The organism is Bradyrhizobium sp. USDA 372 (genome assembly GCF_053629095.1).
On sequence record NZ_JBRJHR010000001.1, the window covers coordinates 4,546,057 to 4,568,476 of the forward strand.

Annotated in this window: 23 protein-coding genes; 7 read left to right on the forward strand and 16 right to left on the reverse strand. The window is 65.1% G+C overall.

Translation table 11 applies throughout. The features are described 5' to 3' along the window. Positions 1-60: 60 nt before the first annotated feature. The 8 genes from AB7M16_RS21420 to soxX all read right to left on the reverse strand — a co-directional run bounded on the left by AB7M16_RS21420 (position 61) and on the right by soxX (position 5,648). A complete protein-coding gene (locus AB7M16_RS21420) occupies positions 61-234 on the reverse strand; it encodes a hypothetical protein (protein WP_260381743.1) in 174 nt (57 codons plus the stop codon). A gap of 85 nt (positions 235-319) precedes the next feature. Continuing rightward, positions 320-1,357: an MBL fold metallo-hydrolase gene (locus AB7M16_RS21425; protein ID WP_453945141.1), complete on the reverse strand. Its 1,038-nt coding sequence runs from the start codon at positions 1,355-1,357 to the stop codon at positions 320-322. Positions 1,358-1,484: 127 nt separating this feature from the next. Continuing rightward, on the reverse strand, positions 1,485-3,236 hold the full coding sequence (soxB, locus tag AB7M16_RS21430) for a thiosulfohydrolase SoxB (protein WP_453945142.1): 1,752 nt from the start codon (positions 3,234-3,236) through the stop codon (positions 1,485-1,487). Positions 3,237-3,287: 51 nt separating this feature from the next. After that, complete coding sequence (locus AB7M16_RS21435; protein ID WP_453945143.1) at positions 3,288-3,593, reverse strand: hypothetical protein; 306 nt, start codon at positions 3,591-3,593, stop codon at positions 3,288-3,290. After that, complete coding sequence (gene soxA, locus AB7M16_RS21440; RefSeq protein WP_453945144.1) at positions 3,590-4,453, reverse strand: sulfur oxidation c-type cytochrome SoxA; 864 nt, start codon at positions 4,451-4,453, stop codon at positions 3,590-3,592. The genes AB7M16_RS21435 and soxA overlap by 4 nt, the downstream gene beginning before the upstream one ends. Further along, the gene (soxZ, locus tag AB7M16_RS21445; RefSeq protein WP_172786570.1) at positions 4,453-4,764 is read right to left on the reverse strand and encodes a thiosulfate oxidation carrier complex protein SoxZ; all 312 of its coding nucleotides are present in this window, start codon (positions 4,762-4,764) and stop codon (positions 4,453-4,455) included. The genes soxA and soxZ overlap by 1 nt, the downstream gene beginning before the upstream one ends. Before the next feature lie 15 nt (positions 4,765-4,779). After that, on the reverse strand, positions 4,780-5,265 hold the full coding sequence (soxY, locus tag AB7M16_RS21450) for a thiosulfate oxidation carrier protein SoxY (protein WP_453945145.1): 486 nt from the start codon (positions 5,263-5,265) through the stop codon (positions 4,780-4,782). 26 nt (positions 5,266-5,291) lie between these two features. Further along, a complete protein-coding gene (soxX, locus tag AB7M16_RS21455; RefSeq protein ID WP_172786752.1) occupies positions 5,292-5,648 on the reverse strand; it encodes a sulfur oxidation c-type cytochrome SoxX in 357 nt (118 codons plus the stop codon). A gap of 230 nt (positions 5,649-5,878) precedes the next feature. Between soxX and AB7M16_RS21460 the strand changes: the two genes are divergently transcribed. Further along, entirely contained in the window at positions 5,879-6,550 is a 672-nt protein-coding gene (locus AB7M16_RS21460) for a DUF938 domain-containing protein (protein WP_172786572.1), read from the forward strand. 181 nt (positions 6,551-6,731) lie between these two features. Here the strand turns inward: AB7M16_RS21460 and AB7M16_RS21465 are convergent, their stop codons facing one another. Further along, positions 6,732-8,801, reverse strand: coding sequence for a prolyl oligopeptidase family serine peptidase (locus tag AB7M16_RS21465; protein ID WP_453945146.1), 2,070 nt, complete (start codon positions 8,799-8,801; stop codon positions 6,732-6,734). 206 nt (positions 8,802-9,007) lie between these two features. Here AB7M16_RS21465 and AB7M16_RS21470 point away from each other — a divergent pair, with 206 nt between their 5' ends. Continuing rightward, a complete protein-coding gene (locus AB7M16_RS21470) occupies positions 9,008-10,255 on the forward strand; it encodes an MFS transporter (protein WP_453945147.1) in 1,248 nt (415 codons plus the stop codon). Positions 10,256-10,397: 142 nt separating this feature from the next. After that, positions 10,398-11,645, forward strand: coding sequence for an MFS transporter (locus AB7M16_RS21475; protein ID WP_453945148.1), 1,248 nt, complete (start codon positions 10,398-10,400; stop codon positions 11,643-11,645). A 7-nt stretch (positions 11,646-11,652) separates the two neighbouring features. Here the strand turns inward: AB7M16_RS21475 and AB7M16_RS21480 are convergent, their stop codons facing one another. Both AB7M16_RS21480 and AB7M16_RS21485 read right to left on the reverse strand, forming a co-directional pair. After that, entirely contained in the window at positions 11,653-13,143 is a 1,491-nt protein-coding gene (locus AB7M16_RS21480; RefSeq protein WP_172786576.1) for a M48 family metalloprotease, read from the reverse strand. 33 nt (positions 13,144-13,176) lie between these two features. Next, on the reverse strand, positions 13,177-13,944 hold the full coding sequence (locus tag AB7M16_RS21485) for a thermonuclease family protein (protein ID WP_453945149.1): 768 nt from the start codon (positions 13,942-13,944) through the stop codon (positions 13,177-13,179). Positions 13,945-14,295: 351 nt separating this feature from the next. Between AB7M16_RS21485 and AB7M16_RS21490 the strand changes: the two genes are divergently transcribed. The 3 genes from AB7M16_RS21490 to AB7M16_RS21500 all read left to right on the forward strand — a co-directional run bounded on the left by AB7M16_RS21490 (position 14,296) and on the right by AB7M16_RS21500 (position 17,189). After that, entirely contained in the window at positions 14,296-15,501 is a 1,206-nt protein-coding gene (locus AB7M16_RS21490) for an ABC transporter substrate-binding protein (RefSeq protein ID WP_453945150.1), read from the forward strand. Positions 15,502-15,651: 150 nt separating this feature from the next. Next, positions 15,652-16,440, forward strand: a complete 789-nt coding sequence (locus AB7M16_RS21495) for an enoyl-CoA hydratase (protein ID WP_212258868.1) — start codon at positions 15,652-15,654, stop codon at positions 16,438-16,440. A 2-nt stretch (positions 16,441-16,442) separates the two neighbouring features. Beyond that, complete coding sequence (locus AB7M16_RS21500; protein WP_453945151.1) at positions 16,443-17,189, forward strand: hypothetical protein; 747 nt, start codon at positions 16,443-16,445, stop codon at positions 17,187-17,189. A 110-nt stretch (positions 17,190-17,299) separates the two neighbouring features. Here AB7M16_RS21500 and AB7M16_RS21505 read toward each other — a convergent pair whose 3' ends face one another. Genes AB7M16_RS21505 through AB7M16_RS21515 form a run of 3 tightly spaced genes read right to left on the reverse strand, consistent with a single transcriptional unit; the run spans position 17,300 to position 20,370 of the window. After that, entirely contained in the window at positions 17,300-18,112 is an 813-nt protein-coding gene (locus tag AB7M16_RS21505; RefSeq protein ID WP_212258864.1) for an enoyl-CoA hydratase/isomerase family protein, read from the reverse strand. A gap of 17 nt (positions 18,113-18,129) precedes the next feature. Beyond that, positions 18,130-19,290, reverse strand: a complete 1,161-nt coding sequence (locus tag AB7M16_RS21510; RefSeq protein ID WP_453945152.1) for an acyl-CoA dehydrogenase family protein — start codon at positions 19,288-19,290, stop codon at positions 18,130-18,132. Between the two features lie 15 nt (positions 19,291-19,305). Beyond that, the gene (locus AB7M16_RS21515; protein WP_453945153.1) at positions 19,306-20,370 is read right to left on the reverse strand and encodes an acyl-CoA dehydrogenase family protein; all 1,065 of its coding nucleotides are present in this window, start codon (positions 20,368-20,370) and stop codon (positions 19,306-19,308) included. Between the two features lie 246 nt (positions 20,371-20,616). Here AB7M16_RS21515 and AB7M16_RS21520 point away from each other — a divergent pair, with 246 nt between their 5' ends. Next, complete coding sequence (locus AB7M16_RS21520) at positions 20,617-21,402, forward strand: SDR family NAD(P)-dependent oxidoreductase (protein ID WP_260381753.1); 786 nt, start codon at positions 20,617-20,619, stop codon at positions 21,400-21,402. A gap of 128 nt (positions 21,403-21,530) precedes the next feature. Here AB7M16_RS21520 and AB7M16_RS21525 read toward each other — a convergent pair whose 3' ends face one another. Further along, entirely contained in the window at positions 21,531-21,803 is a 273-nt protein-coding gene (locus AB7M16_RS21525; protein WP_172786583.1) for a GlsB/YeaQ/YmgE family stress response membrane protein, read from the reverse strand. 42 nt (positions 21,804-21,845) lie between these two features. Beyond that, positions 21,846-22,415 carry a YidB family protein gene (locus AB7M16_RS21530; RefSeq protein WP_172786584.1) on the reverse strand — a complete coding sequence of 190 codons (570 nt, stop codon included), beginning with the start codon at positions 22,413-22,415 and terminating at the stop codon, positions 21,846-21,848. Positions 22,416-22,420 lie beyond the last annotated feature (5 nt).

Genomic DNA, 22,420 nt, shown 5'->3' on the forward strand with positions numbered 1-22,420 from the left:
GGCAGGTAGTGCGGGCGGGGCGCCATCCCGCTAGCGCGCGATCAGAATCGGCGTTCCCACTCAGAACGGCTCGTCGTCAGGGCCATAGCGGTCGCGTTTCGGCGTCGCGATGTCGCCGTCTTCGTAATCGTCGTCATCGTTCGCACGGCGGGAGGAGGGCTTCTTCGCCTTCTTATCCGCGGCCTTGTTCTCGGCGATCTTGGGTGGTTCGCTCGGCTTTGCGGTCTTGGTCATGGCGGGTCCCGGATGGTGATGCTGCATCCGAATGTACCGCCAAATATGTGCGGCGCCTGATTTATCTCAAGGGGCGACGAGGTCGTCAGTGCACCACCGGCCCGCCTGCCTTCTTCCAGGCATCGAGGCCGCCGGCGATATGTGCGCTGTTGAGAAGCCCCGCTTCCTTTGCAGCCCCAACGGCCATCGCCGAGCGTTCGCCGAAGGCGCAGAAGAACACGACGCGGCGCCCCGTTGCGGCCGCGACCTCGCGCAGCATGCCGCCGGGCTTGAGGCTTTCCTCCACAGAGGGATAGGGCGTGTGCAGCGCGCCTTCGAGCATGCCGTGCTTCATCCGCTCATTGGTCTCGCGCAAGTCCACGAGCAGGATGTCGGGCCGGCCGAGGCTGCGGATCGCCTCGATCGCGCTGAGCGCGCGGCCTTCCTTCTCCAGCTCCTCCTGATGCAGGCCGACATGCATGTTGGCGGGGATCGCCACGTCCATCATCTTCGGATTGGGCAGCTTCAGGTTGGCCATCAGCTCGACATATTCGTCGACCGAGCGCACCTGGAGCCGCGGATTGTAGCGCTTTTCCTCGCCGATGGTGGAGACGGTATCGCCCTTGTAGTCGTGGGCCGGAAACACCATCGTTTCGTCCGGCAGCTTCAAGAGACGGTTGAAGATCGAATCGTATTGCGCGCGCGCCGAGCCGTTCTGGAAATCGGTGCGGCCGGTGCCGCGGATCAGCAGCGTGTCGCCGGTGAAGACGCGGTCGCCCATCAAATAGGAATAGGAATCGTCGGTGTGGCCCGGCGTGTACATCACGTCGAGCGACAGGCCCTCGATCGTCACCTTGTCGCCGTCCGCCACCCGCATGGCGACGACGTCGGCCTTGGTCTGGTCGCCCATCACGGTCATGCAATGGGTGCGGTCGCGCAGCTCGCCGAGGCCGGTGACGTGGTCGGCATGCAGATGCGTGTCGACCGCCTTGACCAGCTTGAGGTCGAGCTCGCGCAGCAATTGGCAGTAGCGGTCGACCTTCTCCAGCACAGGGTCGAGAATCAGCGCCTCGCCGCCGGGGCGGCTGGCGAGGACGTAGCTGTAGGTGCCCGAAACGCTGTCGAAGAGCTGGCGGAAGATCATGGCAGGACCCGGCTTGGAACTGACTTCCAAGATTCTACTACGGTATGGGTCCAAAAGAGAAGCAATTCACTGCGTGAACAGCGAAATCTAGAAGATTCTTATTGCGGGTGCGAGAGCGGCGACGGCATCATCCCAATCCGGCAATGCCTGGATTGCCCTCGACCCCCTTCAGCGTCACGCCGGAGCCCAGTCGCTCCTGAAGCATCCGGCCCGAGCGCAGATATTTGCCGACGACGTCCCATACCGGCGCGCCCTGCTGGCCGTTGACCGAGGCCCAGCCCGCGACCTTGTAGCGGTGGCTGGCGCTGAGCGCCTTGCCGCTACCGAGCTTCAGCTCCGAGATGCGGCTGCCGATCGCAGCGTCCGGCGTGCAGGTGTAGCTGAGCCCGCCGGCGCGCACCATGTCGCCGCCCTGCTGGTAGTAGGGATCGGCATTGAAGAGGTTGTCGCAGACGTCCTCGAGCAGGTCCTTGAGCTGGGCCCCCGTCATCTCCTGCACATAGGTTTCGGGATAGGTGATCGCGGTTTCCGCCAGCAGATCCTCCATGGTCATCGCCTGGCCTGACAGTGCGGTGACGCCCCAGCGGAAGCCCGGCGACAGCGCGATCTCGGCATCGAGCTCGGTGCGCAGCGCGGTGCAGATCAATTCGTCCATGGGCCCGGAGAAATTGCCGCGGCGATATAGCAGACGGTCGGGTGTCGCGATCTTCTCCGACCAGTCGGCCACATGCGGTGCACGGACCCGGCCGATCAGCTCGGCCATCGCCGGATCGGGCTTCAGCAGCTCCGAATAGACCGGCAGCAGATGATACCTGACATCGCTGACCTTGCCGCTGTCGAGCGCGAGATCGAGCACACCCAGAAATTTCCCGTTGGAGCCGGCATTGGTGACGAGCGTCGTGCCACCTGCGTTCTTCACTGGCATAGGCTGCGGTACGGCATCATGGGTGTGGCCGCCGAGAATGACGTCGATGCCGGTGACCCGGCTCGCGAGCTTGAGGTCCACGTCCATGCCGTTGTGCGACAGCAGCACGACGGCATCGACCTTGTCGGTGCCGCGCAAGGCATCGACATGCTTCTGCAGCTCCTCCTCGCGGATGCCGAAGCTCCAGTCCGGCGTGAACCTCTTGGGATGCGCGATCGGAGTGTAGGGGAAGGCCTGGCCGATGATCGCGACGCGATGTCCGCCGAGCTCCTTGATGACAGAAGGCTTGAACACGCGTCCGGTGGCCTTGTCGAAGGCGGGAGCGTCGTTGAACGCGGCCTCCTCGGTCAGGAACACGTTCTGCGCCAGGAACTCGCCCTTGAAGCGCTCGAGATTGTCGCGCAGCGCCTGCTCGCCATAGGTGAATTCCCAATGCCCCGTCATCGCCTCGATGCCGAGCAGATTGGCGACCTCGACCATGTCGCGGCCCTGCATCAGGTTGGCCAGCCCCGTGCCCTGCCAGAGATCGCCGCCGTCGACGAGCAGCGAACGCCGCTCGCCGACATCGGCGCGCAAGCGATCGACCAGCGTCTTCAGATGGGCAAAGCCCCCGAGCTTGCCGAAGCGGCCTGCTGACTTCTCGAACTCGAAGCAGGTGAAGGCATAGGCATCGGCGCTGTCGGGCCGGATGCCGAAGCGTTCGAGAAAGGCGCGGCCGACCAGATGCGGCGGCCGTCCCGCCATCTCGCCGATGCCGATATTGACACTGGGCTCGCGGAAATAGACCGGATTGAGCTGCGCATGCGTGTCGGTGATGTGCAGGATCCGCGCAGTGCCGAACCGTTCGAGGTCGTAGATGCTGGCAGCCTCAGCGCCGCGGGCCAGCCGCGGCAGGGCGATCGTTGCCGCGGCAAGGCCTGCACCTTTCAGGAAATCGCGGCGGCGGATCGCCATTCAAGAATTCTCCGCGCCTCTCGTGTGGACTGCGTTCACCGCGGGGGCAGTCTAGCGGATTTCCACCGCCTTCCAGGCTTCTTTTTCGGAACTAGCCTGGAAGATCGACGCCTTCGCCAGCGCTTCGGCCTCCCTGGCCGCGGCCACCGCACGGTCGAAATCGCCGCCGTCGGCAGCCTTCTTCGCAGCCGCCAGCGCAGATACGGTCACCGTCCACTGGTTGCGCATGCCGGCCGCCTCCTTGGAGGCGGCTTCGGCGGCGGCATAGGCCGCCTTGTAGTCCGCCTCATTCGCCGCGCGCACGGATGGCGCAAGGCTTAAGGCGAGCAGCATGGCGAGCGCAAGTGACCGCTTCATGGCCGTGCTCCTGGCCCCGAGATCGGCAGGCCGTTGGCGACGTAGGACAGGAAATATTCGACGTCGCGATATTCATCCGACTGCGGCTCCAGCGGAACCGCGCGGGTCTGGCTGTTGCAGGTGACGAAGCGGCGGCTGGTCGTGCCCATGCCGCTCCATTCCGAGCGGTAGATCGGCATCGCGTTGACGATGCCGAGCGCCGGGGCCAGGGTCTCGGCGCGGATGCGCTCGCCCGGGCTCTGCACATGGCAGCTCGCGCAGGAGAAGTTCATCTGGCCGCGGCGGGTGTAGAAATAGCGCTTGCCGTTCTCGTACGCCGCGAGCGCGCGAGGGTCATCGGGAATCTTGATGTCCATCAGCTTGCCGCGGGAGGTGTAGGCCATGTAGGCGGTGAGCGAGGCCATCTCGTCCTTGACGTAGGAATAGGGCGCCTCGCCATTGGCCTCGCGGCAGCGGTTGAGCGCGAGCTCCAGCGTGATGACCTTGCCTTCCTTGCTGTCGAAGTACGGATAGTTCTGGCGGATGGCGATGCCGCCGTTCGGGAAGCAGTCGGCATAGGTCTTGCCGTTCTTGAACGGGGTCGAGAACATCTCCTTGCCGGCATCGAGCGCAAACTCGTAAGGCGGGAATTCCTCTTTCTCCTGCCACTGCCGCTTCATGTCCTCGTTCATGGAATACGGGCCGTTGACGAAATCCTCGTGCTTCACGTTCGGAAACTTCTGGAAGAAGAAGTTCTGGAACGCCTTGGCATCAGCAACGGGATCCACCTTGTCGGCAGCGATCACGCGGGGCGAAGCGAGGGCGAGCGCGACGAGCGCGGCGCCGAGCGAGCCCAGCAGGAGGTGGATGCGGGCCTTCATCACGCGATCTTCGCGGTGGTCGTGTCCGAGCCGCCCTTGTTGTCGGTCCATGAGATCTTGAGCTCGTCGCCCTTCTTGGCGCCCTTGAAGCTGAACTTGACATAGGGGTCCTTGGAAACGGCGGTGCCCCAATCGGCGACGAACACGTCCTTGCCGTTACATTCGAACTTCAGCTGCTGAATGAAATGCGCCGGGATCAACTCGCCCTTGGAATCCTTGACGAGGCCGGTGTCCATGGGGTGCTGGATCAGCGCCTGCACCTCGGTGATGTCGCCGCTCGATGTTGCGCGCACGCGAATGCTGGATGCCATGTCGAACTGCCTCGCTTAGCCGCCGCAACCGCCGACGGTGACCTTGACCTCCTTGGTCGCGCTGTAGAGCTTGCCGTCGGCCTCCACGATCGCGGTCAGTTTGGTGGTCCTGGCCATCTTCAGCCGGTTGGCGACGGCAGGGATGGTGCCGTCGGGAATCCTGTAGCTGGCGGCCAGCGCGCTCGGGTTCTCCGCCACGAAGAACGAGATCGAGGTGACCTTCTCCAGCGTCGTCGTCACCGAGATCGGCACGACGCCGCCGTTCTCGGCGATCTCCGGCGCATCCAGCTTGACCTTGTCCGACGGTTCGGCGGTCTTGCCGTAGAGCGCCTTGATCGCGTCGGCTTCGATCTTCTGCCTGAAGGCCTCTTCCGGATATTTGTCGTTCGCCGCGGCGCGCGCGGGCGCGAACGGCAGATTGCCGAGGCCGAGCAGCGCCACGGAGGCTGCGCCCTGAAGGATCAGGCGCCGCGTCGGGTGAGGCCTCGTGGTCGTGGTCATCTCAAGTCTCCTGGGGCCGCCGGCGGTTACAGGGTCTGCAGGAAATCAACGATCGCGTCGATCTCCTGTTCGGTCAAAATCCGGTTCCGGCCGAACGGCGGCATCATGGTTTGCGGATTGCGCTTGGTCTCGTCGAAGATGATCGCGGTGAGCTCGTTGCGATCAGGGTATTTTGACTTGATGTCCTTCAATTCCGGTCCGATCGTCCCCGGCAGGTCGCCGCCTTTGATGACATGGCAAGTCAGGCAATTGCCCTTGCCGCGGTCGAAGGCGAGCTTCTGGCCCACCGTCACGGCGGATTGCGCCCCCGCCGGGGCCATGGCCATGCCGGCGAGGAGGGCTAGGGCAACAAGCAAAGCGGGCTTGCGAGGAAAGGCGGTCAAGGCATCGTCCCGGAGCGTTATCTCGATGATCTCATTTACGGAATTGTTCAAAAGCACAAAGGACATCGCCTGACAATCAAGACTATGCATGCGGCAAAATGGGGTTAATATCCTCCGCATTGCAACCGACAAGATAGTTCGTTCATGCGGATGGGCGCGGACTAGCAAATTATTCTCGGACCTTTGGCCTTCTGGCCTTCTTTTTTGGTACGCATTTTTGGGGACGTCACTTGGCTGAATATGTCGTCGAATTTGGCAGGGATGGCGGACGGGTCGAGCCGGATGGCCGGCTCGATGCGCCGGCCTTTCATCGCAATCACGAACCGATCTGGGCCGCCCTGGAAAAGCACCTCGCGGATGCGACCGGCAACGTCGTGGAACTCGGCAGTGGAACCGGGCAGCACGTGGTGCATTTCGCCCGCCACACGCCCGGCCTGGTCTGGTGGCCGAGCGATCTCAACCAGCGCCACCTCAAGAGCATCGAGGCCTGGCGCATGCATGCGGGCCTGCCGAACATCCGCCCACCCCTGCGCATCGACCTCACCGATGCAGATTGGTGCCCGGAAATGAAAAGCGGGCAGGGGCCGACCAGCCTCGCGGCCGTGTTCTGCGCCAATGTCATTCACATCGCGCCTTGGGCCGTGGCCGAAGGCCTGTTCGCCGGCGCCGGCCGTTATCTGCGCCGCGACGGCAAGCTGTTCCTCTATGGCCCGTTCAAGCGCGACGGCAAGCACACCGCGCTCAGCAACGCGGTGTTCGACACCTCCTTGCGCGAGGGCAATCCCGAATGGGGCGTGCGCGACGTCGTCGACGTCGAGAAGCTGGCGAAGGCGGCAGGCCTCGGTCTCGTCGATACGATCGAGATGCCCGCGAACAATCTGACGTTGGTGTTTGCGCGGTAGCTACGCCGGAGGTGCGCTCCCTCTCCCGCTTGCGGGAGAGGGTCGGGGAGAGGGTGCTTCCGCAACGGGATACTCCCCTAGGGGAGAAAGCCCTCACCCGCCGCGCTCTTCGAGCGCGTCGGCCTCTCCCGCAAGCGGGAGAGGCAAGAACTGTCCGTGGCCAGCACCTTGTCAAGACGTCTCAGTCTTCGTCATCCCGCCACCCGATCTTCTCCTTCAAGAACCGATAGCCCAGCACCTCGAAACCCGCGCGCTCCTTGTTGTCCTTGCCGTAGCCGTGGCCGCCTGCGGCCGGCTCGTAGAACCAGGCCTCATAGCCCATGGCCTGCAGCTTGGCCGCCATCTTGCGCGCGTGGCCGGGATGGACGCGGTCGTCGCGCCGCGTCGTCGCGATCAGGATCGGCGGATATGCCTGGCCGGCCTTCACGTTGTGATAGGCCGAGTAGGTCTTCAGCCATTCCCATTCGTCGGGCTTGTCGGGATCGCCATATTCCGCGATCCAGCTCGCGCCCGCGAGCAGCTTTGTGTAGCGGCGCATGTCGATCAGCGGGATGGTGCAGAACAGCGCGCCGAAACGCTCGGGGTAGCGCACCAGCATGTTGGTGATGAGGATGCCGCCGTTCGAGCCGCCCTGCGCGGCGATACGCTTTGCGCTCGTCACACCGCGGCGGACGAGATCGGCGGCGACGGCGGCGAAATCGTCATGCGACAGCTTCTTGCCGGCGAGCCGTCCGGCATCGTGCCAGCGCGTGCCGAACTCGCCGCCGCCGCGCAAATTCGCCTGCACCGTGGTGCCCCCGCGCTCCAGCCACAGCTTGCCGAGCGAGGAATTGTAATACGGCTTCACGGAGACGGCGAAGCCGCCATAGGCGCTCATATAGACCGGCGCATCGCCGGTCTCGGTCGCGGGCCCGGTCTGCACATAGGGAATGCGCTCGCCGTCAACAGAGATCGCCTCGTGCTGCGTCACCACGAGGCCGTCGGCGATGAACGTCTTCGGCGCCTGCTTCAGCACGGTCGGGCTTGCGACGCCGCGCTCGAGCAGCAGCATCGACGGCGGCGTGAGCGGATCCTGCACGTTGGCGAGCAGATCGCCATTGCTTTCGGACGGATGGCGATCGAGCGCCCAGACGTCGACGACGCCGATCTGCGGCAGGCCGGGAAGCGTCTCGCGGCTCCAGCCCGTAGCGGATGGCGTCCAGATCTCGAATTGCGGTTTGAGCTCGTCGAGAATCGACAGCACCAGCTTTCCTGCGACCCAGAAAAGGCCTTGCAAGGCGCGCCGCGGTGCAGGCTCGAACAGGACGGCAAAATCGCGGCTGCCGGCGAGGAAGGCGGAGAGCGAGATGCCGAGCACGGTGTCGGTGGCATAGACGCGGCCTCCGGCCGTCCAGTCCTTGCGCAGCTTGATCGCGAACCAGTCGCCATGCGCCTGCATCCAGACGCCGGTCGGCAGGTCAAGCTTCGTCATCGTGCCGGCGCTATCGCGCAGCCAGATGGCGTGATTGAAGAAGTCGATCTGGTCGATGATCCAGGTGCGCGGCGCAGGTCCCGTGTCATCGACGCCGCCGTAGATCACCATGTGATCTTCCGTGGTCTCCGCGATCGGCTCGGCCTGGTCGACAGGCTGGCCGCGCCGCCACAGGCGAACCGTTCGCGCATATCCCGAGCTCGTCGCCATGTCCTCGCCATGAGCGCTCGACAGCAGCAGCGTGTCGGCATCGAGCCAGTCGACGCCGCCCTTGGCCTCCGGCAGCGTAAAGCCGTCCGCAACGAAGCTCTTGGCGCCGAGGTCGAACTCGCGCAGGGTGACGGCGTCGCTGCCGCCGCGCGATAGGCTCAGAATGGCACGCGAGCTTTCCGGCATCGTGGCGATCCCGCCGAGGAGCCAGTCTTCGCCTTCCTTTGCCGCGAGCTGGTCGATATCCAGCATGGTCTCCCACACCGGTGCGGCTTTGCGAAATTCCGCCAGCGTCGTTCGCCGCCACAGGCCGCGCGGATTGCCGGCGTCCTTCCAAAGATTGTGCAGGTCAGTGCCGCGGCGGCTGACATAGGGAATGTTGTCGGGACGATCGTAGATGCCAGCGAGAATATCGCGGTCGCGTTCGAACGCCGCTCCGCCGAAGGCCTGCAGCGTCAGGCTATTCTGTCGCTCGACGAAATCGAGCGCCTGCTTGCCCTCGATCTCCTCCAGCCACAGCCAGGGATCGTCGTCGGGAGCTTGAAGCGTGGGCCTGTCGTCGACGGACATGAACGAAACTCCGTAAAGTTCGCGGCGGATAGGATTTGATCGAGCGCAAGCCGTCAAGGGCGCACTCCGCTATCATCCCATTGATTGCGTCAGAGGCATGGCCCGCGCCCGTTTGCGTCGGTTGCCCGTCCTTCCGCGCCCCTCCATAGTGCCGGGAATCAACAAGGCCCTCGAAAGCCTCAAATGCCCTTGGGGCGGAAGTGCCGATGCTGGACGTGACTGCAGCCAATGAGATCGCCGACGAAGCCCGCGTGCGCGCCAACGTGGTGCGCCTTGCCGCCGCGCAGGCGCTGACCGGCGCCAACTCGGCGGTGATCTTCGCCACCGGCGCGATCGTCGGTGCCACGCTCGCGCCGGACATGTCGTTCGCGACCGTGCCGATCTCGATGTATGTGGTCGGGCTCGCTGCCGGCACGCTGCCGACCGGCGCGATCTCGCGCCGCTTCGGCCGCCGTGCCGCCTTCGTCATCGGCACCGGCCTCGGCGCGCTCACCGGCCTGCTCGGCTCGTTCGCGATCCTGCACGGCTCGTTCGCGCTGTTTTGTCTGGCGACCTTTCTCGGCGGCCTCTACGGCGCGGTGGCGCAATCCTATCGCTTTGCGGCTGCCGACGGCGCCAGTGCGGCCTACCGGCCCAAGGCCGTGTCCTGGGTGATGGCGGGCGGCGTGTTCGCGGGCGTGCTTGGTCCGCAGCTCGTGCAGTGGACCATGGATGTCTGGCAGCCTTATCTGTTCGCCTTCAGCTTCCTGGTGCAGACGGCCGTCGCGCTGGTTGCCATGGGCATCGTCGCCGGCGTCGACATGCCCAGGCCCGCCCCGGCCGATCTGCACGGCGGCCGGCCACTGCTCACCATCGTGACCCAGCCGCGCTTCGTCGCGGCCGCTTTGTGCGGCGTCATCGCCTATCCCATGATGAACCTGGTGATGACCTCTGCGCCGCTCGCCATGAAGATGTGCGGCCTCAGCGTCTCCGATTCCAATTTCGGCATTCAATGGCACATCGTCGCGATGTATGGGCCGAGCTTCTTCACGGGTGCGCTGATCGCGCGCTTCGGGGCGCCGAAGATCGTGGCTGCCGGCCTGCTGCTGGAAGCAGGCGCCGCCACCATCGGTCTCTCCGGGCTCACCGCGATGCACTTCTGGGCCACGCTGATCGTGCTCGGCGTGGGCTGGAATTTCGCCTTCATCGGCGCCTCCGCGCTGGTGCTGGAGACGCATCGCCCGCAGGAGCGCAACAAGGTGCAGGCCTTCAACGATTTCCTGGTGTTCGGCATGATGGCGATCGGCTCGTTCTCGTCGGGCCAGCTGCTCGCCAATTTCGGCTGGTCCGCGGTGAACCTCGTGGTGTTCCCGCCGGTGCTGCTGGGTCTTGCCGTGCTCTCGATGGTCTCCTGGGCGAGGCGCCGCCAGGCGCGGCTGGAGGCAGCCATGGGCGAGTTCCCCGACGCGGTCTAGTTTGGCAAGAGGCTGTCAGCAGCGTTGACACTTCGATCCAGGTCGAAGTGATTTTCGAGAGCCGCGTTGTTACATGATGCTCGTCATCAACAGGCGAGCGTTCAGCCCAAGCGCTCGCGGGGGGAACGAAGGACCAGCGCAAATGCTCGACAATCCCCGCCACATTCCGCCAATCGACGAATCCTCGCTCCGTTACGAAGGCTGGCGCATCGTCGCGGTCTGCTTCCTGCTCGCGACCTTCGGCTGGGGGCTCGGCTTCTACGGCCAGAGCGTCTATGTCGCCGAGCTGCAGCGGGCGCGGGGCTGGCCGGCCTCGCTGATCTCCTCCGGCACCACGTTCTTCTACCTGTTCGGCGCGCTGCTCGTCGTCTTCGTCGGCGAGGCCGTGCGGAAATACGGTCCGCGCCTCAGCCTCCTGGCCGGCACGCTGGCGATGGCGGCGGCCGCAGTCGCGATCGGCGCGGTGCGCGAGCCCTGGCAGCTCTATCTCGCCGATGCCGTGCTCGCCTTCGGCTGGGCCGGCACCAGTCTCGCCATGATCACCAACACGATCAGCCTGTGGTTCGACGAGAGGCGCGGCATGGCGATCAGTCTCGCACTCAACGGCGCGAGCTTCGGCGGCATCGCCGGCGTGCCGCTGCTGGTGGCCTTGATCGGCCATGTCGGCTTTGCCGGTGCGATGTACGCCGCCGCCGGCGCCATGCTGGTGCTGCTCGTGCCGGTCATCCTCCTTCTCGTCGGCCGCCCGCCCGATCGCCACGGCTGGCACGCGACGGCGAAGGCAAGACCGCAATCATCGACGGAGATCCGCGCCTGGGCGCTGCGCGACGTCGGCTTCCTCACGGTAACGATCGCCTTTGCCCTGGTGCTGTTCGCCCAGGTCGGCTTCATCGTGCATCTGATCTCGTTCCTCGATCCCGTGATCGGGCGCGAGCGCGCCGCCGTGGCCGTCGCGGTGCTGACCGCGATGGCGGTGGTCGGTCGCGTGCTGTTCTCGCTGGTGATCGACCGCCTCAATCAGCGTCTCGCATCCGCGCTGTCGTTCCTCAGCCAGGCCGCCGCGCTTCTCGCCGTCATCAACCTGCACAACGATTATGTGCTGATCGCGGCCTGCGCCGTGTTCGGCTTTTCGGTCGGCAACCTCATCACGCTGCCCTCGCTCATCGTGCAGCAGGAGTTCGACTCCGCCGCCTTCGGCGTGCTGATCAGCCTCAATACCGCGATCAACCAGGTGACCTATGCGTTCGGCCCCGGCGTCGTCGGTTTCCTGCGCGATCTCTCGGGCGGCTATACGCTGCCGTTCTATCTCTGCATCGCGCTGGAGGTGATCGCGGCGGCGCTGATCATGGTGCGCGGGAAGCCGCGTCTCTCCGGGACGACGCGCGCTTAGCGAGGCGTTAGTCCGCCACGATCTTGACGCGATCGCGCACCTTGACCTGCGCGGTGCGATCGAGGCCGTTCAGCACGCGGAAGCGCTCGGCGGGATGGTCGACGCCGGCCATGCGGTGCGAGAGCGATTCCACGGTGTCGCCGGGCTGCACCGTGATGACCTTGATGCGCAGCGGGCGCGCGGCCTGGATTTCCTCCAGCGTCAGGCGGCGGAACGAGTTGACGGTCTCGCGCGCGTTGCGCTCGCTCTCGGTCGATTTCTGCCGTGCCGCGAAGATGAAGCGATAGACGTCGCTGCCGAAGCGCAGCGCATAGACCTTGAACTGCCACTGGTCGCCCTTGGCGGTGGCGGACGCCGCCGGAAAACCGTTGATGGTGAGGTCCTCGGTCGAGGCCTTCTCGACGCCTTCCATCCAGCCGGAGTTGAGGTAGTCGCCGAGCGACTGCTCCCCAGGCACGCGCACGACGTCGAAGCGCATCGCCTGCGCGCCGCCCTCGCGCACGCCGATCACGGCCTGTGCGGTGTTGTCGAGCGTGAAATTGTCCGGCGCCTGGAAGGTGAAGCCGAGCTTCGGATGCAGGAAACGCCGGCCGCGGACAAAGCCTTCGCTGGGGTCTTCGCCATAGACGAGGTTGTCGATCGCGGCGAGATAGCTCTCGCGATCGCGCTCGGCGCCTTCAGGCGCCGTGTATTGACGGGCAATGTTCTGCGCGTTCTGCACGCGTTCCGGCGTTGCCGGATGCGACGAGGTGAAATCCTGCGCGCGCGGATCGAGCGAGCTCTTGCCGGCCTTCAGCTCGGCATTGCGCTCCATCGCGGACAGGAAGCGCGCGGCGCCGTAAGGGTCGAAATGCGCCTTGGCGGAGATGCCGACGCCGATGCCGTCGGCCTCGAACTCCTGCTTGCGCGAGAAGCTGGCCATGGTGAGCTTGGTCTTGGCCAGCGCCAGCGCGGTGAGGTCGGGATCGTTGCTCATGTCGGTGACGACACGGGTGACGATCGCGGCCTGGCGCGCCTGGTCCTCGCGCATTGCCGCGTGCTTGGACAGCACATGCGCCATCTCGTGGCTGAGCACGGAGGACAATTCGGAGGTGTCGCTGGCGAGTGCAAGCAGGCCGCGCGTGACATAGAGCTGGCCGTTCGGCAGAGCGAAGGCGTTCACCGCGCCGGAATTGAGGATGGTGACCTTGTAGCCCTGATCGGGCCGGTCGGAGGCCGCGACCAGCCGGTCGACGGTCTTGCTGACGAGCGCCTCGAGCTTGGGATCGTCATAGGTCCCGCCATAGCTCGCCAGGATACGCTCGTGCTCCTTTTCGGTGGCCGGGGTTTGTGCGACGGCGGGCTTTGGCTTCGGCATCGCCACGGCCGTCGGGGTCGCCGCAGTCTGGAACCGGCCCATATCGCCGCAGCCGGCGAGAAGCCCGCCCAGCACAAGGCAAAGCGCGGCCGGCGCAGCCCGCAGGCGGCGGCAATCACCCAGTCCGTGCCGTTCTAGCACCCCATTCACGTCGATTAACCCGTGCCCGGCCGTTTAAGGCCTTACCCCAGTAGGCTCGTTTGCGCCCAGCAATTCAACCTGTCCCAAGAGACGCACATCGATACGCGGTCCCGTCGTCCCCTCAACCCAGCCCCGAACGCGAATACGCCGATTTTCCAGGGACTTAAGGGCCATGCCGGCGTTTTCGAACGCCGCTAGCGTGCGCTTTGAAATAGTCACGGCAAAGCCACGTGTCCAGTTCCGTCCGAAGTTGAGGTAGGTCGTTGCCCCAGCTTGCCGGACTGACAGGACTTTGCCCTCGATTACCGCAAAGCGCCCGATCTCCGCCAAAATATCGTCCGGACTTTCCGCGTTTTTTATGGCCGACGGGTCAGCCCAGCTGCCCATTTTTTGACGCCGCGCCGCGGCTTCGGACGCCATCAGGGCGGCCGCGCAGTCTTTGTCTACGATCTCGGCGGAGACCACGGCCTCGCCCCGGGCGAGCAGCATGGCCTGCACCGAGATGTCGCTTTCGCCGATGAAGACCAGTGCGCTCTGGCGGCCGTAGCGATCGGGCGTGTCGTCAGCGCTCCGCAGCATCACGTCGCGGCCGGCGAGCAGCGAAGTCAGCGCCTGCTTCGTGGTCGCGGTCGGCGCGATGCCGCTGAGGCGGATCTCGCGGCCGTCGTCGAGACGCATGCTGCGCGCATCGACAATGGCTGCAACGCGGCCTTCGCCCTGGGACTCGAACTGGCAGGGGCTCGCGAATGCCGAGCCACTCGCGACAAGACATGCGACGATGAAGTGAAGCCGTTGCGTCACGTGACCCGGAAAGGTTGCATTGCGGCCGGACTTTAACTCATGCGCGGTGAGACGCGAAGGGTCTTCCCCACCGCCGTCATTGCGAGGAGCTCTTCGCGACGAAGCAATCCAGACTGTTTCCGCGGATGCATTTCTGGATTGCTTCGCCGCGCTCGCACTGACGACGCGGGAACATTTCGTCGTACCTCACCATTCCGCTTTGCGGAAAACACGCGCGGCAATCACGCATTCGCCTCGCCCCTCCGCTTGCTGCGCTCTTGCGCATGCGACATGATTGCGGCAACAGCGAATAGCCAAGAGCAATAACCAAGCCGCCATCAGAGCACGGCGCGATAAGGGAGGTCGTTTTCGATGAAGAGTATTTTGTCCGGCATTTTTGCCGCCGCGTTTGCCCTCCATGCGAGCGCCGCACAGGCCCAGGACAAGCCGCCGCTGAAGATCGGCGGCATTCTCGACATGTCGAGCCTTTATGCGGACATCACCGGCCCCGGCAGCGAGACTGCGGCGAAGATGGCGGTCGAGGATTTCGGCGGCGAGGTGCTGGGACGCAAGATCCAGGTGCTGGCGGCCGATCATCTCAACAAGGCCGATCTCTCCGCCAACATCGCCCGCGACATGCTCGACAACCAGGGCGTCGAGATGATCTACGACGTCGCGGCCTCCGCGACCGCGCTTGCCGCCGGCGAGATCGCGAAAGCGCGCAACAAGATCGTCATGTTCAACGGGCCGGGCTCGATCCGCCTCACCAACGAGGCCTGCGGTCCCTACACCATCCACTACGTGTTCGACACCTACGGCCAGGCCAATGTGACCGGTCTTGCGGCGGTGAAGTCGGGTCTCGACAGCTGGTTCTTCCTCACCGCCGACTACGCCTTCGGCCAGGATCTGGAGAAGGACACCAGCGCCGTCGTGACCAAGACCGGCGGCAAGGTGCTCGGTGCCGTCCGCCATCCGCTCAACACGTCGGATTTCTCGTCCTTCCTGCTCCAGGCCCAGGCCTCCAAGGCCAAGGTGATCGGGCTCGCGAATGCCGGCGGCGACACCATCAACGCCATCAAGCAGGCGGCGGAGTTCGGCATCACCAAGGGCGGCCAGAAGGTCTCGCCGCTGCTCGCCTTCGTCACCGATATCGACTCGATCGGGCTCGAGACCGCGCAAGGTCTGCTGCTCGCGGAAGCGTTCTACTGGGATCTCAACGACGACACGCGTGCCTTCTCGAAGCGCTTCATGGAGCGCACCAAGCGGGTGCCGACCTCGGCGCAGGCCGGCGTCTATTCCTCCGTCACGCATTACCTGAAAGCCGTGAAGGCGGCCGGCACCACCGACGCCGCGGCGGTGATCAAGGTGATGAAGGAGACGCCGATCAACGACTTCTTCGCCAAGGGTGGCAAGATCCGCGAGGACGGCCGCATGGTCCACGACATGTACCTGTTCGAGGTGAAGAAGCCGTCGGAGTCCAAGGGCCGCTGGGACGATTACAAGCTGCTCGCCACCGTCCCCGGCAACGAGGCATTCCAGTCGCTGGAGCAGTCGCGCTGCCCGCTGGTGAAGAAGTGACGGCGTGACTTCTTCACGCCGTCATTGCGAGGAGCTCTTGCGACGAAGCAATCCAGACTGCATCTGCGGAAACATTCCTGGATTGCTTCGCTTCGCTCGCAATGACGATCTGGTGATAGGTCGGCTAGACAATAACAAGGAGACGTCCGCATGAACGACATGGTCCTGCAAAAGCTCGAAGGCGGGCTGCTCACCATCACCATGAATCGCCCGGAGCGGAAGAATGCGCTCAACCCCGACATGGTCGCCGGGCTGGTCGAGGCGGCACGGCGCGCGGCTGATGATCCCGAGGTGCGGGCGGTGCTGTTCAAGGGCGCCGGCGGCTCGTTCTGCGTCGGCGGCGACGTCAAATCGATGGCGCAGGGGCGCGCACCGCTGCCGTTCGAGCAGAAGCTCGCAAATCTTCGCCGCGGCATGGAGGTCTCGCGCATCCTGCATCAGATGCCGAAGCCCGTGGTGGCGCAGCTCGATGGCGCCGCGGCCGGCGCCGGCCTGTCGATGGCGCTGTCCTGTGACCTGCGGATCGCCTCCGAATCCTGCAAGATCACGACGGCCTTTGCCAAGGTCGGCTTCTCCGGCGACTACGGCGGCACCTACTTCCTGACCCAGTTGCTCGGCAGCGCGCGGGCGCGCGAGCTCTATCTGATGTCGCCGGTGCTCACGGCGAGGGAAGCGCACGCGATCGGCATGGTGACGAAGGTCGTGCCCGACGCCGAGATCGACGCCGCCGCGCACGAGCTCGCACTGTCGCTGGCGCAGGGCCCGTCGATCGCGCTCGGCTTCATCAAGCGCAACATCAACAATGCCGAGCACCTGGCGCTGGAGGATTGCTTCGACGGCGAGGCGATCCATCACACCCGCTGCGGCGACACCGAGGACCACAAGGAGGCCGCCAAGGCCTTCGTCGAGAAGCGCAAGCCGAGCTTCAGGGGCGCATGACCATGGCGCCCTATATCCGGCTGCGTCAGATCTGCCTGGTCGCGCCGCAGCTCGAGCCCCTCATCACGGATATCGGCCGGATCATGGGCCTCGCCGTCTGCTATCGCGACGGCAATGTCGCCAAATACGGCCTGGAGAACGCACTGCTCCCGGTCGACACGATCCTGCTGGAGGTGGTCGCGCCGTTCAAGGACGGCACCACGGCCGGCCGCTTCATCGAGAAGACCGGCGGCCGCGGCGGCTACATGGCGATCTTCTGCTGCGACGATCCGGACGAGCGCGGCCGCAATGCCAACGCGCTCGGTGTGCGCACCGCCAACGTCATCGACCACGCGCCCTATCACGGCGTGCAGCTCCACCCCCGCGACTGCCGCGCCGCCTTCATCGAGTTCAATCACACCGACGGCAGCGACGATATCCTCGGTCCGTATCCGCCGGCCGGACCGGACTGGCAAAAGTTCATCCGCAAGGATGTGACCGAGGCGCTGACGGCGGTGGAGATGCAGAGCCCGGATCCGCAAGGGCTGGCCGAGCATTGGGGCAGGATCATCGGCGTTGCGCCTGAAGGCACCGAACTGAAGCTGCCCAATGCGACCTTTCGCTTCGTCAAGGGCGCCAGCGAGATCATGAGCGCGCTGGAGTTTCGGGTGACAGACGTGGCGCAGGTGCTGCATACCGCCAAGGCGAAGGGGCTCGCGGTCGCAGGCAATGAGTTTCTGCTGGGCGGAGTGACGTTCCGCGTGAGTTGAGCGACTCATGCGTAGGTGGGCAAAGCGAAGCGTGCCCACCAATTCCACCACACAAATGAAGCGATGGTGGGCACGGCGCTTTGCGCCTTTGCCCATCCTACTGCTCCGGCTTACCGCCCCTTGAAATTCGCCGCGCGGCGTTCTTCAGTCGCCTTCACCCCTTCCTTGAAGTCCTCCGTCGCGCGCAATCTTGTCTGCTCGGCGAGCTCGTGATTGGTCGCAGCCATCACGCGGTCGGCGAGGCCATTGCGCATCGTGGCGCGGGTGGAAAGCAGGCCGAGCGGGGAGCATTCGGCGATCTCGCCGGCCAGCTTCATCGCGGCCGCCTTGACCTGGTCCTGCGGGACCAGCTCGTTGGCGAGGCCCCATCTGTAGGCTTCCTCGCCGGTGACGCGGCGGCTGGTGTAGAACATCAGCTCGGCGTTGTTCTTGCCGATCAGCTCCGGCAGCGTCACGGTCAGGCCGAAGCCGGGATGGAAGCCGAGCTTCGTGAAGTTGGCGGAGAAGCGCGCCTCGGGGCAGGTGACGCGGAAGTCGGCCGACACTGCAAGCCCGAGTCCGCCACCGATGGCCGCGCCCTGCACGGCGGCGACGATCGGCTTCTTGGCGCGGAAGATGCGCACGGCCTGGATGTAGAGATGGTTGATCGGGCCGAGACTGTCGGCGGGATCGCCCTTCTTCTCGGCTTCGCGTGCCTCCTGGGCCTGCCGCGCAGGATCGCCGAAATTGGCGCCGGCGCAGAACGCCTTGCCTTGCGCGGAGAGCACGGACGCACGGATCTCGATGTCGCGGTCGAACTCGTCGAGCGCGTCCGCGATCTGGTTGATCAGCGAGATGTCGAAGAAGTTGAGCGGCGGGCGGCGGATCTCGATAGTGCCGACATGCCCCACCTTCTCGACGCCGATATCTTTATACGTGCTCATGATGATCCTCGATTGAATTAGCGCAGACCCAATCCGCGGGCGATGATGCCGCGCAGCACCTCGGTGGTGCCGCCCTGGATGGTGAGTTTCGGCGCGGTCTTGATCGCGAAGTCGAGCTGCCGCTCCAGGGTCTCGCGATTGGTCGCGGTCTCCTCGACGAAGGCGGCGAGATCGCGAACCCGATGCGGCAGCTGCTGCTCCCAGACCGTGCCGATGTCCTTGATGATGGACGCCTCCACCACCGGCTCCTTGCCGGCTTCGAGCATGCCGGCCACCGAGACCGACATGCGCCGCATGGTGTGGAGCTGCGCGACCAGGCGGCCGATGCCCTCAGCGCTGCGCGTGTCCGGATTGGGGCCGACCGCACGCACGAGCTCGGTGAGCACGTAATAGGTCTCGAGGAAGCGCTCGGGGCCCGAGCGCTCATAGGCGAGCTCGCTCGTCGCCTGCTTCCAGGCCCCGTCGACTTCGCCGAGCACATGGTCATCGGGGATGAAGTGATCGGTGAAGACGACCTCGTTGAACTCGTACTGGCCGGTGATCTGGCCGATCGGGTTCACCTTGATGCCCGGCTGCTTCATCTTGACCAGGAACTGGGTCAGGCCATGACGGCGGTTTTCCTTGGTCGGCGGCGAGGTCCGGAAAATCGCGATCATGTAGTCGGCGATATGCGCCGACGAGGTCCAGATCTTGGTGCCGTTGATCAGATAGCCGCCGTCGGTCTTGGTCGCGCGCGTCTTCGCCGCGAACAGGTCGGAGCCCGAATTCGGCTCGCTCATGCCGATGGCAAAGCAGATCTCGCCGCGGCAGATCCGCGGCAGGATCTCCATCTTGATGTGCTCGGGCGCGTATTTCAAAAGCACCGGCCCGCTCTGGCGGTCGGCGACGAAGAAGCGCCGCGTCGGCGCGTTGGCAACGCGCATCTCCTCGGTCACCACGTAGCGCTCGAGGAAGGAGCGTTCCTGGCCGCCATATTTCTTTGGCCAGGTCATGCCGAGCCAGCCTTTGGCGCCGACCCGGCGGGAAAATTCCGGCGCGTCGGTGTCTTCGCGGTTGGGCTTGTGCGGATCGAAGGTGCCGGCGGCGATCTCCTCGGCGAGGAAGGCGCGGACTTCCTTGCGCAGTTGCTCGCATTTCTCGGGCAGGCGGATCGGATCGAAACGCAGGGCAGCGGTCATGTCTTCTCTCTCCGATCAGCGCGATGCCACGAGCGGCCACAATTCGTCGGCGCCGCGGTTTGCGACGAGCTTGCCGAGCTCGACCGCCCAGTAGCTCTCCGAGCCGAAATCGTCGCGCCAGGCCAGCGCACGTAGCGAATAGCGGTGCAGGATGTGCTCCATGGTGAAGCCGATCGCGCCATGGACCTGATGCGCGATGCCGCCGCCTTTTTCGGCAGCTTCCGCGCAGCGGATTTTTGCGGAGGCGGCTTCGAGATAGATCTCGTCGTTGAACGATTTTGCATTGGCGATGGCGTCGGCGGCGGACGTCGCCGCCGCCAGGGCCGCGGCGGATTCGCCGGCAAGCCGGGCGAGATTGTGCTGCACCGCCTGGAATTTCGAGATCTTCTTCTCGAAGGCGACGCGCTCGTTGGAATAGCGCACGGAAATGTCGAGCATCGATTCCAGCGCGCCGGCGATTTGCAGGCTGCGCGCGACGCCGCCCATCAGCATCAGATGAGTCTGCTCGAAGCCCTTCGGCGCGGGCTTGATGGTGATCGGCTGGGCCTTGTCGAGAGTGACGGTGTCGCTGTGGTCGTAGCCGACATTGAGTCCGGCCTCGATCCGCGCCTTGGCCGCGTCGATCAGCGCAATGGAAACGCCGTCCTTGCCGTGCGCCAGCACCGCGAAATGCTTCGCCGTCTTGGCGAAGGGCACGCCGCGGGCACGGCCGGAGAGCGCGCCGTCGGCATCCAGGCTGATGCGGTCCTTTGGCGTGGCCGGCAGCACCGTCATCTCGCCCTCGGGCGAAGCGATCTTCGCCTGCGCCAGCAGCCATCCCGCCAGCATGGTCTCGGCCAGCGGCACCGCGACCGCGAAACGGCCGGCGGCGCCCATCAGCGCAAAGCCGTCGGCGAGGCTCGCGCCCGAGCCGCCGAGATCATCAGCCACCCAGGACAGCGGCAGGCCGGCTTCGCTCAGCGCCTGCCACAGCGGGGCCTGCCACGCATTCGTCTTGTCGTTGTTGATGGTCTGCGGATCGGCGAGATCGGCGAAGATTTTCTCCGCGGTCTCGACGACGATATTGTCACTCTCCGCCACAGCGTTCCCCGTATTTTGCCATTGGCGCGTCCGGTCTGATCGGCCAGTGCGCAGTCTCTTCTTGCGCCCGATGATCGGAAAAAGCCATGGCCCTGACAAGCGTTGATCGCAGGTCCATCTGCGGCGCCGGCATGGGGCCAGGCTTGAAGAAATGCTAATTCCGCTTAGCGGAGTTTGCTCGATTTGCAGGGCGCGGCAAACTCGCTAAACAGGACGCCACACCAGATACAGGGGAAGGAAATCCGGATGGCAAAAGACGGCTTGTGCGCAATCGTGACGGGGTCCGCATCCGGGCTGGGTGCAGCGACTGCGGAAATTCTCGCGCGCAGCGGGGCGCGGCTCGTCATCAACTATTCGTCGAGCCAGAAGGAAGCCGAGGCGACGGCCGAGACCTGCCGCAAGGCGGGCGCCGCTGAGGTGCTGGTCGCACAGGGCGACGTCTCCAAGGATGAGGATTGCCGCAAGATCGTCGCGGCTGCGAGCGGCTGGGGCCGGCTCGATATCCTCGTCAACAATGCGGGCACCACCAAGCATGTGGCTCATGCCGATCTCGACGGCTTGTCGGCTGAAGATTTCCAGCGGGTCTACGGCGTCAACACGATCGGCCCGTTCCAGATGGTGCGCGCGGCGCGCAGCCTGCTCGAGGCCGGTGCGAAGGCTTCGGGGCGGCCCTCGGCGGTGGTGAATGTGTCGTCGGTCGCCGGCATCAGCGGCGTCGGCTCGTCGATTGCGTACGCCGCGAGCAAGGGCGCGCTCAACACCATGACGCTGTCGCTGTCGCGTGCCCTGGCGCCGCTGATCCGCGTCAACACCGTGTGTCCGGGCTATATCGACACGCCCTGGTTCACCAAGGGCCGCGGCGAGGCGCAGGCCAAGCAGGTACGCGACAGCGTCGTGGCGAAGGTGCCGCTGAAGGTCGCATCATCCGCGGAGGACATCGCCCAGCTCGTCTGCTTCCTGGCGATGCCGGCCTCCAGCAACATGACCGGCGAAGTCGTGCGCATGGATGCGGGAATGCATTTGGTGACGTGAACTCGTCATTGCGAGCGCAGCGAAGCAATCCAGAAGTCCCTCCGCGGAAATAGTCTGGATTGCTTCGTCGCTGCGCTCCTCGCAATGACGATGTGGAGGCGGTGTGCCGCCCCTCCCGATTGAGGTTGCTACCCCTTTATCACGCCACTCGCCACCAGCCGGTGCCAGATGAACAGCACCACCACCGCGCCGATCGTCGCTGTGATGAAGCCGGCGCCCTGGTCGGGGCTGTAATGGCCGATGGCCTGGCCGACGAAGGTCGCTAGAAACGCGCCGGCGATGCCGAGGATGGTGGTGAGGATGAAGCCGCTCGGATTGTTCGGCCCCGGCGCCAGCCAGCGTGCGATGAGGCCGGCAATGAAGCCGACGACGATGATCCACAACAGGCCGCCCATGCTCATGACTTTGCTCCCCTTCCCGAAAGCGTATCGATCGAGGTCCGACTAGATTCTGCCCGAGAGCTCGTTCTCGGTCGGTAGCCGTCCATCCGGCGTCAGATGGTCGACCACTTGCGGCAGATACTGGCTGAGGCCATTGAGCAGTTCCTCGCGCGACAGGCCGCTCTGGGCGGACAGGCTCTCGATCTGGTCGGCGCCGAGTGCGCTGGCGAGATCGCCCGGCGCGATCGGCTTGTTCTCGCCCTTGCCGACCCAGGAATTCGCGGCATCGCCGTGGCCGCCCTGCTGGAGCTGGTTGAGGAGATCGCCGAGACCGCCGCTGAGCACGGTGCCTGCAGCGCCGCCCGCGAGCAGGCCGCCGAGGCCGCCCTTGAGAATGTCGCTTAGCCCGCCGCCGCCTGCACCCGCGTTCACCGGCGGCGGTGCGGGCGACGGTGATGGTTGCGGCGCCGAGCCTGACTGGCTGGTCGTGAAATGCTTGAACGCCTTCCAGGCAAGCAGGCCGAGCAGCGCCATGGTCATCGGCGACATGCCGCCGGAGGATTTCTCTGAGCTCGGTGTAGAGGGGCCGCGCGGGCCGTTCTGCATGCCGTTGAGGACGTCGAGTAGACCCATGGTGC